This window comes from Flavobacterium sp. RHBU_24 (assembly GCF_046613695.1).
In the GTDB taxonomy this organism is placed as follows: Bacteria; Bacteroidota; Bacteroidia; order Flavobacteriales; family Flavobacteriaceae; genus Flavobacterium.
This window is the reverse complement of the sequence record NZ_JBKJHD010000007.1, coordinates 56525-69153: the sequence shown is the minus strand read 5'-3', so window position 1 is coordinate 69153 and position 12629 is coordinate 56525. Positions and strand designations below refer to the sequence as shown.

Genomic DNA, 12629 nt, shown 5'->3' with positions numbered 1-12629 from the left:
GATGCTGAATCCTTTTTCTAAGGAGGGCATGGATATGGGACTATCGTTCAAAACTAAACAACTCAGCATCGGAATTGTCCTTGCCTGTTATCATATCCCTGATAATCTCGGCACCTATCTGGCTAAAGGTAATGCCATTGCCGCCAAAGCCAAGCGAGAAGTAGCCGTTTGGCTTGCCGGGATATTCGCCTATATAGGGCAGGCCGTCTTTAGTAGACCCAAATGTACCCGTCCAGCTGAACTCGGGCTTAAAGTCAAGGTGCGGAAACAACTTGTTTACATCGGCGGTAAGCTGCTTTGTTTTCTTTTTTATCAGGCGGTCGCGTTTCCAGTCTACGCTAAAATTTTCGTCCCTGCCGCCCACGAGCACGCGGTTATCGGGCGTGGTGCGCACATATAGGTAAGGGTCGGCAGTATTCCATATCAGCAGCTCATCCTTCCAGAAATTACGTTCGTTATACTGCTCGCTCACCACTGCGTAGGTGCTTAACAGGTCTACAATAGGTTTATCAATAAAATCGACAACCTCATAGCCCACGGCATAAATTATCTTTTTCGCCTTTACAGTATAGCCATTTTCTGTTTTAAGGGTCACGCCATCCTTATGGTGCTTTATGTCTGTTACCGGGCTGCGGTCAAATATATCACCTTCGGTATATTTATATTGCAGCAGGCAGTGCGCCAGCATATAGGCATTGGTTTGTGCCGCGCAGGCCGAGCGTATTGCGCCAAATGAGGTAAAGCCGTACTCCTCCTGCACTTCGTCAGCCGATAGCCATTCTACATCAAAACCAGCCGCTTTACGGGCCTCAAACTCTTCGGTAAGCCAGGCCACATCCTTTTTATAAGCGGCATAATACAGGCTTTTTTTCTGCTCAAAGTATTTGATGCCTACTTTTTTTGTAATCTTGGCCAGCTCGTCTATGGCGCGGGCGCAGAGCTTGTACGCGCGTTCGGCTTTTTCGCGGCCTATCATCCGGGTAAGCTCATACAGGGGCACATCTATTTCATATTGCAGTAATGATGTGCTGGCGCTGGTGCTGCCCAGGCCTATGGTGCGGGCATCGAGTGTAACGCATTTAACCCCGGCTTCCACCAGGTAGTAGCGTGCTAATGCTCCCGATATGCCTCCGCCCAGTATTATTACATCCGTTTCAAGGTCGTGTTCCAGTTTAGGAAAAGTAAAGGGCAAGCCGTGCTTTATCAGCCAAAAGGGGTATCCTGCTTTAAGTGTCATATATATAAGTTTGTGAGGTAAAGTTATTTCTTTTGGTAATCAATAATTTAACAGGAAATCAATTATAAGATATATTTAACGGTTGTTAAAGCTGCTATATTTTCTATAGCTTTGTACTGTAATTTAAAGTAGATGATTAACCCAAGTGCCAGCGGCTGGATAGACAAGTTCTTCGGGAAACTGAAGGGCCGGCTGCCCGTATATGAAAACTCGCATGACCTTTACCGGGCCATTCGAGACAGCGGCTTTATATACGGACACGTGGTTATCCTTGAAAATATAGACGACAGCGAAGTAAAGCAGTGGGACACGCATGAACTTACCAAGGTTGCGCTGATGAGCATCCTCTTTGATGTATACCGGCTTATTACAAAAGAATCTGACACGGACGATTTTATAAAACGCGCCATTCCGTTTTATAAGCAGATGCAGCCCGAAAGCTTTGCGCTGCTTAAAAAGGTACTGCCCTCATCACCACAAAGCCATGAGCTTGAGAACCTGCTGGATGTGCGCATACGTACCAACGATAACATTATCAGCCGCAGCTTTAGCCACATACTTACCAATGCCCTGCTTTTTATGGATGTGCTGGCGTTTCGCCAATACCTCCTGGACCTTGAAAAGCCACAGAAATACATTAAAAAGCTGGAGGAAGCAGTAGTTACCATAGTTACACTGGCTTTGAACAGCAAGGAAGAAAAAACGCAGTACGACGACCTGCTCATCCGCCTGTTTGAAGCCAGTGTGCGCTACACCAAGCTGAGCGCCGTTAGTACTGGCAGCCTTGAAAACGCCGGGTTTGACTATTTTGAGTCAAAATCAGAGAAGAACTATTTACTCGATATGGCTGCCATGGCAATATGGAGCGACGGCCGTGCGCACCAAAGCGAAATTGACTTTATGTACCGCCTTAACGAGCGCCTGGGCCTGCGCGACGATGCCCCCGCCGAAAGCATTGCCAGCTACGACGTGTTTATAAAGCTGAACCGTAAGCACATCCCGTTTTTTAACTACAGCAACCCGGTAAAGCATTTTTATGACCATGCGGCGCAAAGCGTAAGCCAATTGATTATCCGCAACAAGAACCGCCTGGTTAAGGAACTAAGTAACAACGGCGAACTCGTAGTACTGCTTACCCACTCTACCCACCGCAGCCTTAACGCCAAGGAGAAAAAAAAGATAAAAAAGCAGCTGCTGGAAATCTGCAAGACGGTACCCTCGCTTACCATATTTTTACTGCCCGGCGGCAGCCTGCTCTTACCACTGCTTATTAAATTTATTCCGCAACTGCTGCCCAGCGTGCTGAACGAGAATTTAGACAAGGAGGATAATGGGTGATGGTTTGGTGGTTGATGGTTGTTATCGCCTTATTTCAAGGTATAAAACTCATTATTAATAACTTACTGTAAAATACACTCTATTAGGTATTTTTATAACACCATTAATATATTACTTTTAACACAACCCTTAAAACTAATATCATGACCGAAAAAGTTAGAACCGCATTAATTGCCGGCGGATTAACAGTAACTGCAGCATTGTTCACAATAATTGGCGGGATAGTCAGCGGCTATTTGACGAGCCAGTCACAACTTGAGCTTGCAGAGCAAAAGTTTAATTCTGATTTGGTATTAAAAGTATTAGAATCATCATCTTCTGATGATAGGATTGACGCTTTAAAGCTTTTAACAGAGACTAATTTAATTAAAGACGAAAGTGTTAAAGACGGGGTTAAAAGATATACTATGAGTATAGATAATGACACAACTAAAATTGTCCCTCAAGTAAAGGCCACAGACTTTACAACGCCAATTGTTTCCAATAGCAGGATTTACATTTTAGCAGGAAATCAGGATAAGAAAAAGTCATTTAACCGTTGTGAAAATGAGTTGCTAAATGCCGGGTTCAAAGTTTTAGGAAGCAAAGTAATCTCTGATAATGGACGCCCTGATGGACTAGAGATACGATATTTTTACGCGGAAGATAAAGTGCAGGCTCAACAATTAGGTGAAGTAGTTAAATATAATTCTTCAGTGAACCAAGTACCAGTAAAACAATACTCAGACGCGAATGTTAGCCCTGGGTATATAGAAATATGGTTTGGCCGATAGCTGGTCATAACCCGATGCAAATAAAAAACCCCTTACAACAGCAAGGGGCATATACATCTTTCTAAAGATTTTTAAAACTTCAGGCGGTCAACCTTATCCAGGTCGGCATTGTCTTTAAAGTTTACATCAAGGTCTTTTACAATACCGGTGTCAAGGCCGTATACCCAGCCGTGCAGTGCAAGGTTTTGGCCGTTCTTCCAGGCATTTTGCACAATGCTGGTTTTGGCAAGGTCAAAAACCTGCTCTTTTACATTTATTTCTACAAAGGCATCAAAGCGTTCGTGCTCATCGGCAATGGCATCCAGTTCGGCATGGTTGTGCCTGTATACGTCTTTAATATGGCGTATCCAGTTATCAATAATACCTATGCTCTGGTTGCCCATGGCAGCCTTAACGCCGCCGCAGCCGTAGTGCCCGCACACAATTACATGTTTTACCTTAAGCACGTTAACAGCATAGTCTAACACGCTAAGCATGTTTATATCGCTGTGTATTACCATATTGGCAATATTGCGGTGCACAAAAACCTCACCCGGTAGCGCGCCTATTACTTCATTTGCAGGTACGCGGCTGTCAGAGCAACCTATCCAAAGTAATGGCGGCTCCTGCCCTTTTGCAAGGCGTTCAAAAAACTGGGGGTCGGCTTCGAGTTTGCTCCTGCTCCACTCCTTGTTGTTTTCTAGTATCTGTAAGTAAAAATCGTCGTGGCTCATTTTAATCAAATTTTGGGGCGCAAGGCGCGGGTTGATAATGTTTTGTAAAGATACGGGTGCAAAATTATTTTTTGCCGCGAATTACACCAATTTTCACAAATGCCTTTTCATACTGTTTCTTCAAAATCATATAATCGAAGTAACAAATTGGCCATGCATTCTTTTGACTTGTGGCTTTATGACTTTCGACTTATTTAAATCTCTTCCTCGCTCCAGGCTTTCATCATCCACATGGTTTTTTCCTGCTCCTTAATAAAGTCGCTCATCATGCTGTTAGTGCCCTCGTCGTTTATCCTGTCCGACTCTTCCAGTATCACGCGCTCTATTTTAAGCAGGTCGGCCAGGGAGTCCATAATAAGGCCCACCGCTTCGGTATCCTTGCTTATGTCTTTGCCCACTTTCAGTTTATTGTTTGCAATATAATCTTCAAAGGTGTGCAGTGGTGTTCCGCCAAGTGTCAGCACCCGCTCCGCAACCATGTCTATCTTAAGCTGGGCATCGTTATACAGTTCCTCAAATTTTACATGCAGCTGAAAGAAACGCTTGCCGCGGATGTTCCAGTGCAGGCCGCGCAGGTTTTGATAGTATACCTGGAAGTTCGAAAGCAGTATGTTCAGTTCTGCCGCAATCATTACCGCTTCCTCTACCGGAAGCCCTAAAATATTGGTTGCCTTTGTTTTTGTAGCCATAGTAATGGTTTTATGTATTGTAAGTTTTTAGCTATATAAAGTTATGTAAATTTAGCCATAATATATATAGGAAATATCAATAGTTTTTATAATTTTATCATAAATATCTATACTCCGCACCATGACCATTACACAACTTCAGTATGTACTTGCCGTAGCTGAACACAAAAATTTTACCCTTGCTGCCGAAAAATGCTTTGTTACACAGCCTACCCTGAGCATGCAGATACAAAAGCTGGAGGAAGAACTGGGCATACAAATATTTGACCGCAGCAAGAAACCCATACAGCTTACCGATGTAGGTGAAAAAATAGTAAACCAGGCCAAGAACATTGTTAACGAAAGCGGCCGGATTAAAGATATTGTAGACCAGCAAAAAGGCTACATAGGAGGCGATTTCCGGGTGGGGATTATCCCAACGGTTATGCCCACGCTGCTGCCCATGTTTATGGCAAATTTTATAAAAAAATACCCCAAGGTAAACCTCATCATCGAGGAACGCAACACCGAGGAAATTATAAAAATGCTGAAAAACGACCAGCTGGATGCCGCTATTGCCGCCACCCCGCTCGACGAGGAAACCATTAAGGAAGTGGTGCTCTACTACGAGCCTTTTGTGGCTTACGTACCCGAAAACAACCCTGCCTACGCCAAGAAAAACTTTGAGGTAGAAGACCTTGAGGCCAACCTTAACAACATACTACTGTTGCAGGACGGGCACTGTTTCCGCAACAATGTGCTTAACATTTGCCGGGCCAGTAATTTACCAAATGAAAACCATTTCCAGATTGAGAGCGGCAGCTTTGAAACCATGATACGCCTGGCCGACGAAGGCCTGGGCATGACGCTCCTGCCCTACCTGCACACGCTGGACCTGAATGCAAAAGCCACCGAAAAACTGCGCTTCTTCGCCAATCCACAACCATCCCGCGAGGTAAGCCTTATCTACAACAAAAAAGAACTCAAGATACAAATTATTGATGCCCTGCGCAGCGTAATAACCGGCGTGGTGCGTGGCGCCATTGCCTTTCAGGATGTGGCGATTGTGAGCCCTACGGGGAGGAAGTAGGCAGTTGTGAGTCCTGTTAATATACCTATATATCAAATTTAATTTGTAACCATAACAAACCAATAAACTATGAAATCATTTGCAATTAGCCTTTTAATATGCCTTATTTTAACTTCTTGTGGAAGCGATACAATAGGGAAATACAAGAAAGAACCTCTGCCTGATAATTTTTCATATAAAATAGTTGAAGATGAGAGTGATGAAACAATTGAGAAAAATCAACTTACTGTTGAATTAAATCAGAAGCTAACTGAAGGACAAATTGCTACACTTGCGGAAGAATTATTTAATTCAAAACCCAAACAAAGACGATTTTATATTTCTTACGTTATTAAAGATGTCCATGCCGTTGCTTCATGGGCAACAAGTCATTTTGATCCAGAATTGGAAATCGATATTTTAGGTTCTACATCCGAACAGGATTTAAATGCAAAAAAAAATGCGGATAGCGTGGACGGAGAAATTGTTGGGAAATGGGATGAAGATGAATATACATTCGATAAATACGTAATCTATAAAAAAAATAAAAAGACGTTTCTAAAAACGTTATTTAAAGATGGTCAACAAAACGATGAGGAACTTACAGAAAAAACTGTTGACAACGGTATAAGATATGACTATAAAAATGGTGGCTCTAATGGTGAATATTTTATCCTTAATTCTGATAACGAACTTGAATTTTACAATAAGGAAAATAAAAATTTTACAACCGCTAAAAAACTGTAAATACGACCTGACTTACATTGAAATATGCAAGTTGAAAGAACAAATAGCGAAATCCTTATCCGGTTGTCTGCTGACAGAGATATTAGCGGGCTGCAAAGGATTTTAGATTATTTAAAGTTCAGGGAAATTACCGCAAAAAGACAGGCTAAAGAAAATGATATTGATGATTTAGCTAAGGAGTCTAAAGCAGACTGGTGGCTCAAGAATAAAAGCAGGTTTATAAAGTGAATATTTTATAAATAAAAAACCGGTCTCCTGCCAGAGACCGGTCAACATTAGCAAATAAGTAACCCAAACTTATGTAACTAACCTAACAATTATTATTGTGGCTTATTTAGCCGAGAATTTGTAAATAGTGGTGGTGTTGTATTTTTCACCGGGGCTAAGCGTGGTGGTAGGGAACTTAGGCTGGTTAGGCGCATCGGGGTAGTGCTGTGTTTCAAGGCACAGGCCGCTGCGTTTTTCATAGTTCCCGCCCGTTTTAGAAGCGTTCCTGCCATCAAGGAAGTTACCGCTGTAAAACTGTATTGCCGGCTGGTCAGTATATACCTGCATAAACCTGCCCGACGCCTTGTGATACACACTGGCAACTTCTTTTACCGTGTTGCTGCTATCGGTAAACACCCAGCAATGGTCAAATCCGCCGCCTTTTTTAATTTGGTCGTCAGTCGAATTAATATCTTTGCCTACTTCCTTCGGCGTTGTAAAGTCAAATGGCGTGCCTGCTACGGCTTTCAGTTCGCCTGTAGGTATCAGCGTGGCATCTACCGGAAGGAATTTATCCGCCTTAATTTCCACCTCATGGTCAAGTATCGTTTTAAACTCGCCGCTTAGGTTAAAGTAGCTGTGCTGTGTAAGGTTTACTACAGTCTTCTTATCGGTTTCGGCCTCATATTTTATTTCAAGGGCGTTGTCGTTAGTCAGCGTATAGGTAACAACAACCTTTAGGTTGCCCGGGTAGCCTTCTTCGCCATCTTTAGAAGTGTAGCTAAGCTTTATTGATGGCTCGGCCCCTTCAACAGGTTCGGCTGTCCATACCTTTTTATCAAAGCCTTTACCGCCGTGCAGCGAGTTAGGCCCGTCATTTACCGGTAGATGGTACTCTTTCCCGTCAAGGCTAAATTTACCTTTAGCAATACGGTTGCCGTAGCGTCCTATAATAGCGCCAAAAAAATACGGGTTCCTTTCATAAATCTCAGGGGTGGTGTAGCCTAACACTACATCTTCAAATTTACCGTCCTTATCGGGCGCGGTAAGCGAAATAATATCCCCACCCATGGTAATAACTTCCATCTTCATGCCGTTGGCATTGGTAAGGGTATACTTTTCAATCTTTACGCCCTCGGCAGTAGTGGCATAATCCGATTTTTCTATCGCGCTTTTAGCGGCGGCGGCTGTTTGTTCAGTCATTGCTTCCTCTTTTTTTTCCTCTTTGCAGCTAAACAGCAATCCTGCAAAAAGCAGCGTGCAAAGAGCAATTTTTACATTTTTCATGAGTTTGTTTGTTTGATTATAGCGTTACTTTAACTTCATTGCCTAAAAACCCGTGAAGCTTCCGGGCAACTCCGGTAAAATAAATATACTAACTTTGGCCGTAATATGCATCTTTTCCATGCTTACGGTCATAATGTTTTTGTATTAGTGAATCCTTCATGCGCGGCGCACCAGGGTTTATCTGGCGTGTAAGGTAGGCCATCTCGGCAACCGCCTCAAGCACCTTACTGTTGTATACGGCCTTAGCCGCGTTTTTGCCCCAGGTAAACGGCCCGTGGTTGCCTAAAAGTACCATTTCTACCTCTTCGTAAGATATGCCTTTATCCTTAAAGCAGTCTAAAATCTGGATGCCTGTATTGTGCTCATAATTACCCGCTATAAGCGCATCGGCCATAGGCGGTGCGCACGGAATATCGGCGGTCAGGTGGTCGGCATGGGTAGTCCCCAGGATTGGGATATCCATTTGCGACTGCGCCCATGCAACCGAATAAGTAGCATGCGTATGCGCAATACCGCCTATTTTTTCCCAGTGCTTGTACAGGTAGGCATGCGTTTTAGTGTCAGAAGAAGGGCGCATGGTACCCTCTACAATGTTATTATCATAATCAAGGATAACAATATCCTCAGGTTTTAAAACTTCATACGGAACACCGCTGGGCTTAATGGCAAATATCCCGCGCGCGCGGTCTACAGCGCTTACATTACCAAAGGTATAGATAACCAGTTTAAGGGCATCAAGCTGCATATTAGCCTCATAACACTCCTCTTTCAGGCTTTTATATAAGCTCATAATTTTTCTGCTTTATAGAGTTTTCAACAAAATCACCCAGCTGCCTGTACGACTGCATAAGCTCTTCATATTTCTCGATTGTATCAGCCTGCGGGAAATACTCCGCCTCAAAGTCAGAACCCATTTTCTTGCTGGCTTCTATCACATCGCCATATACACCGGCTGCTACAGCTGCGTATATCGCCGCGCCCAGTGCAGGAGCCTGGTCGCTTTCGGCAACTTTAATAGGCATGTTAAGCACATTGGCAAGCGTTTGCATGATGAAAGGCGACTTGCGTGCCACTCCCCCAATGCCTATTACCGCGTTGATTTTTACGCCCTCGCTCTCAAAACGGTCTACAATGAGCTTAGAGCCAAAGCAGATGGCGTTTACAAGCGCCTTAAAGATGTGCGGCGCCTTGGTACCTAACGATAATCCGCTCATGGCAGCCTTAAGCTCCTGGTTGGCATCCGGGGTACGGCGGCCGTTAACCCAGTCTAATGCTATTGGTAACGCCTCAGAAAGCGGAATGTTCTCGGCCTGCTGGGTAAGTGTGCGTATAAAATTAGCATCTACCTCATCGGCAAGTTTTGTTTTTTGTTCCGGCGTAAGGATGTATGATGTCATTACAAGGTTATCAATAGGCCATGAAAGGATGCCCTTGAACCAGGCCAGCACGTCGCCAAAGGCCGACTGCCCCGCCTCAAGGCCGATAAGGCCCGGTATAACCGAACCGTCTACCTGGCCGCAAATACCTTTTACGGTATTGGTACCGATAACTTCAGCCGGGGATATCATAATATCGCAGGTTGATGTGCCCATAATGCGTACCAGCACGTTCTCATCTACCTTCGCCCCTACTGCCCCACTGTGCGCGTCAAACGTGCCCACCGCAATTACTGTGCTTGTGGTAAGGCCCAGCTTTGCAGCCCATTCGGCGTTAAGGTTACCGGCAACCACATCGCTGGTAAAGGTTTCGTCGTAAAGATTATTTCGTAACGAAGCCAGGTACGGGTGCAGTTGCGAAAGGAACTCTTCCGGCGGAAGCCCGTTCCAGCTTTCGTGCCACATGGCTTTATGCCCGGCGGCGCAGCGGCTGCGCTTAAAGCTTTTAAGGTCTTTTTGGTCGGCAATCAGGTAGGTCATAATATCGCAGTGCTCCATCCAGGTATGGGCCGCGTTTTTAACGGCTTCATCCTCACGCACGATGTGCAATATCTTAGCCCAGAACCATTCAGAAGAATAGATACCGCCTTCAAATTTTGTAAAGTCCTCCCCGCCCCAGGTTGCAGCAAGGTGGTTTATTTCGCCAGCCTCTTTTATAGAGGTATGGTCTTTCCACAATACCATCATGGCATTAGGGTTCTCTTCAAAACCCGGTACCAATGCCAGCGGCGTACCGTCCTGAGCTACAGGCACGGGCGACGAACCTGTAGTATCTATACAAATACCCACCACACTTTCAGGGTTTACCCCGCTGGTAGCGACTACTGATTTTATGGTCTTTTCTAATCCTTCAATATGGTCCAGCGGGTGCTGGCGGAAACGGTTTGCCTGCGGGTCGCAGTACATTCCCTTTTTCCAGCGGGCATACATGTGCACGTCAGATGCCAGCTCTGCCCCATTATCTGTATCTATAAGTACCGCCCTAACGGAGTCAGTACCATAATCTAATCCTATTACGTATTTTTTCATATCCGCTTAAAAATTGTGTATCCTTATTTTTTACAAATATAGTATTTCATTTTTAATAAATGTAAAATTTACACTTGTGATGTTTAGGAAATTTTAACTTTAATTACGGCAAAGGCATACGCCGGTATTTCGGTATCGATACTACTTTTACCTGTTTTAATGGTATTTTCTACAGGGGTTACCGTTTCCTGTGTAAAACTGTTTTCGGCATTAAGGTTACTGTTCTTTAAAACAATCATTTTACCCGTTGCTGCAATCTTGCCGCCTTTAAGTTTTATACCTGCTTTCTGCGCGTTGCCCGATGTATTTACAATTTTTATAATCACCTCATTGTTTGCCTTATCTACCACCGCGCTTGAAAACATTCCGTTTTGGCCGGTAACGGGTTTGCCGTCAGCAGTTATAGAGATAAGGTTTGTCCCCGCGTTAGTACCATATAGTTTCTGCACATAATAATTTGGCGTGGCATAGCTCTCCAGGTTATTGAACCAGATAAGGTCCGGCGTCCACTGCCAGCCCTCGGCATGGGCAAAGAGCGGCGCGTAGCTGGTCATGTTTACCACATCGGCATTGCGCTCAAGGCCGGTCATAAAGGCGGCTTCCGAAAGGGCGCAGTTCCAGTTGTTCTTATTTTCCGGGCTTACCGTAGCAACGCTTTGTGCGGCATATTCACCGGCAAAAACTTTCGGGCCTTTACGGTCGTAGTTGTCATAACGGGTAACGTTGCTGGTAAACCATTCGGGGTTGTTGTAGTAGTGCTCATCCACAATATCCGCTTTTAACTCTTTAAGCTGCTTCCAGCCGTAGTCAAAAAATTCGCCCTCCGGCATCGGGCCGCTTCCTGATACTATCTTAATTGTAGGGTACTTGCCGTGGATGGCTTTTTCAAATACTTTATAGCGGGATATATAATCAGGGCCCCACTGCTCGTTGCCCACACCTATAAGCTTAAGGTTAAACGGTTTTGGGTGGCCCATATCGGTGCGCAGCTTACCCCATTTGGTCGAGGCAGAACCGTTTGCAAACTCAATAAGGTCAAGCGCGTCCTGCACATACGGGTCAAGCTCCGCAAGTGGCACAAGCTCTCCGGTGTTAAACTGGCAGGCAATACCACAGCTTAGTATGGGCAATGGCTCTGCGCCAATATCTTCAGCCAGCTGGAAATATTCATAAAAGCCCAAGCCGAACGACTGGAAGTAATCCGGTGTAAGCCTGTGGTCAAACTCGGTATTCCAACGGTTAATCATTGTTTCGCGGTCGTCTACGTTACCTACAGTTTTTTTCCACTGGTAGCGCTGCTCCAGCACGCGGCCTTCTACAATACATCCGCCGGGGAAACGAAGGAAGCCCGGGTTAAGGTCGTATAGTTTTTGTACCAAATCCTTACGAAGCCCGTTCGGCCTGTTGTTCCAGGTATCCTGCGGGAATATCGAAATTATATCTACATCAATGCTGCCTGTACCGGTAAAGGTTACTTTCAGCTTGCCTTTAGCTACTGTTTTACTGGCAGTCATCTGGGTGGTATATTTTTTCCATTCTTTTGACGATGGCGCCACCGATGATGATGCCACTACAGCACCGGCCTCATCAATAAACTGGAAGTTAATCTTGCTGATGTTCCCTTCCTGGTTCGCAGCCAGTATTGAAACATTGTAGGCATCACCCTCTTTAATACCCATGCCACGGAAGCCCTCATTTATAAGACTATATCCATTATCGTCTTTAATATCTATACGGGCATAATTTTTATTACCCGATTTTTTTCCGTTAACAATACTGGCGTAGCCCGATTTATTATTTAGCGAAAGCTTGTCGCTGTTGGGCTGCGTCCACCCCATTAAAGGCAAATCAAATTCAAACGAGCGGTTCTTTACCATTTCGGCATACAGGCCGCCATCGGCACCCAGGTTAATATCCTCAAAAAAGATACCGTACATGGTGGGCTGAATCTTTACGCCTGTGTCTTTAAAATCGAGCACATAATTGTTTTTTTGCTGTGCCGAACACAGCGCCCCTGCCATGGCAATGGCCATAAACGCCGTGTTCTTTAAAAAGTTTGTTTTCATTTGGTTTTTTGTTATCTTGAGCTATTGGGTTACTTATCTTAAACGACGGCACACCACTT

Annotated in this window: 12 protein-coding genes; 5 read left to right on the top strand and 7 right to left on the bottom strand. The window is 44.5% G+C overall.

What is annotated here, in order from left to right; all coding sequences use genetic code 11:
• Positions 1-40: 40 nt before the first annotated feature.
• Positions 41-1237 carry an NAD(P)/FAD-dependent oxidoreductase gene (locus ACLI09_RS08925; protein ID WP_411419261.1) on the bottom strand — a complete coding sequence of 399 codons (1197 nt, stop codon included), beginning with the start codon at positions 1235-1237 and terminating at the stop codon, positions 41-43.
• 132 nt (positions 1238-1369) lie between these two features.
• Between ACLI09_RS08925 and ACLI09_RS08920 the strand changes: the two genes are divergently transcribed.
• Both ACLI09_RS08920 and ACLI09_RS08915 read left to right on the top strand, forming a co-directional pair.
• Entirely contained in the window at positions 1370-2575 is a 1206-nt protein-coding gene (locus tag ACLI09_RS08920; RefSeq protein WP_411419260.1) for an LETM1-related biofilm-associated protein, read from the top strand.
• Positions 2576-2718: 143 nt separating this feature from the next.
• Entirely contained in the window at positions 2719-3348 is a 630-nt protein-coding gene (locus ACLI09_RS08915; RefSeq protein WP_411419259.1) for a hypothetical protein, read from the top strand.
• Positions 3349-3419: 71 nt separating this feature from the next.
• On the opposite strand, the gene can is transcribed toward ACLI09_RS08915, so the two are convergent.
• Together can and ACLI09_RS08905 are read right to left on the bottom strand one after the other, a co-directional pair.
• Positions 3420-4061: a carbonate dehydratase gene (can, locus tag ACLI09_RS08910; RefSeq protein WP_411419258.1), complete on the bottom strand. Its 642-nt coding sequence runs from the start codon at positions 4059-4061 to the stop codon at positions 3420-3422.
• A 194-nt stretch (positions 4062-4255) separates the two neighbouring features.
• Entirely contained in the window at positions 4256-4750 is a 495-nt protein-coding gene (locus ACLI09_RS08905) for a Dps family protein (protein ID WP_411419257.1), read from the bottom strand.
• Positions 4751-4871: 121 nt separating this feature from the next.
• Here ACLI09_RS08905 and ACLI09_RS08900 point away from each other — a divergent pair, with 121 nt between their 5' ends.
• From ACLI09_RS08900 to ACLI09_RS08890, 3 genes are all read left to right on the top strand, one after another.
• On the top strand, positions 4872-5819 hold the full coding sequence (locus ACLI09_RS08900) for a LysR substrate-binding domain-containing protein (RefSeq protein WP_411419256.1): 948 nt from the start codon (positions 4872-4874) through the stop codon (positions 5817-5819).
• Positions 5820-5888: 69 nt separating this feature from the next.
• The gene (locus ACLI09_RS08895) at positions 5889-6545 is read left to right on the top strand and encodes a hypothetical protein (protein ID WP_411419255.1); all 657 of its coding nucleotides are present in this window, start codon (positions 5889-5891) and stop codon (positions 6543-6545) included.
• 24 nt (positions 6546-6569) lie between these two features.
• Positions 6570-6773 carry a hypothetical protein gene (locus tag ACLI09_RS08890; protein WP_411419254.1) on the top strand — a complete coding sequence of 68 codons (204 nt, stop codon included), beginning with the start codon at positions 6570-6572 and terminating at the stop codon, positions 6771-6773.
• A gap of 102 nt (positions 6774-6875) precedes the next feature.
• Here the strand turns inward: ACLI09_RS08890 and ACLI09_RS08885 are convergent, their stop codons facing one another.
• The 4 genes from ACLI09_RS08885 to ACLI09_RS08870 all read right to left on the bottom strand — a co-directional run bounded on the left by ACLI09_RS08885 (position 6876) and on the right by ACLI09_RS08870 (position 12570).
• Positions 6876-8039: an aldose epimerase family protein gene (locus ACLI09_RS08885; protein WP_411419253.1), complete on the bottom strand. Its 1164-nt coding sequence runs from the start codon at positions 8037-8039 to the stop codon at positions 6876-6878.
• 88 nt (positions 8040-8127) lie between these two features.
• Positions 8128-8832: an L-ribulose-5-phosphate 4-epimerase gene (locus ACLI09_RS08880; RefSeq protein ID WP_411419374.1), complete on the bottom strand. Its 705-nt coding sequence runs from the start codon at positions 8830-8832 to the stop codon at positions 8128-8130.
• A complete protein-coding gene (locus tag ACLI09_RS08875; protein ID WP_411419252.1) occupies positions 8816-10504 on the bottom strand; it encodes a ribulokinase in 1689 nt (562 codons plus the stop codon). Before ACLI09_RS08875 ends, ACLI09_RS08880 begins: the two co-directional genes overlap by 17 nt.
• An 83-nt stretch (positions 10505-10587) precedes the next feature.
• Positions 10588-12570 carry an alpha-L-arabinofuranosidase C-terminal domain-containing protein gene (locus ACLI09_RS08870; protein ID WP_411419251.1) on the bottom strand — a complete coding sequence of 661 codons (1983 nt, stop codon included), beginning with the start codon at positions 12568-12570 and terminating at the stop codon, positions 10588-10590.
• Between the last annotated feature and the right edge of the window lie 59 nt (positions 12571-12629).

Coding starts and splice junctions, on each gene's coding strand:
- ACLI09_RS08925 (WP_411419261.1), bottom strand. CDS start 1,237: ATGACACTTAAAGCAGGATACCCCTTTTGGCTGATAAAGCACGGCTTG.
- ACLI09_RS08920 (WP_411419260.1), top strand. CDS start 1,370: ATGATTAACCCAAGTGCCAGCGGCTGGATAGACAAGTTCTTCGGGAAA.
- ACLI09_RS08915 (WP_411419259.1), top strand. CDS start 2,719: ATGACCGAAAAAGTTAGAACCGCATTAATTGCCGGCGGATTAACAGTA.
- can (WP_411419258.1), bottom strand. CDS start 4,061: ATGAGCCACGACGATTTTTACTTACAGATACTAGAAAACAACAAGGAG.
- ACLI09_RS08905 (WP_411419257.1), bottom strand. CDS start 4,750: ATGGCTACAAAAACAAAGGCAACCAATATTTTAGGGCTTCCGGTAGAG.
- ACLI09_RS08900 (WP_411419256.1), top strand. CDS start 4,872: ATGACCATTACACAACTTCAGTATGTACTTGCCGTAGCTGAACACAAA.
- ACLI09_RS08895 (WP_411419255.1), top strand. CDS start 5,889: ATGAAATCATTTGCAATTAGCCTTTTAATATGCCTTATTTTAACTTCT.
- ACLI09_RS08890 (WP_411419254.1), top strand. CDS start 6,570: ATGCAAGTTGAAAGAACAAATAGCGAAATCCTTATCCGGTTGTCTGCT.
- ACLI09_RS08885 (WP_411419253.1), bottom strand. CDS start 8,039: ATGAAAAATGTAAAAATTGCTCTTTGCACGCTGCTTTTTGCAGGATTG.
- ACLI09_RS08875 (WP_411419252.1), bottom strand. CDS start 10,504: ATGAAAAAATACGTAATAGGATTAGATTATGGTACTGACTCCGTTAGG.
- ACLI09_RS08870 (WP_411419251.1), bottom strand. CDS start 12,570: ATGAAAACAAACTTTTTAAAGAACACGGCGTTTATGGCCATTGCCATG.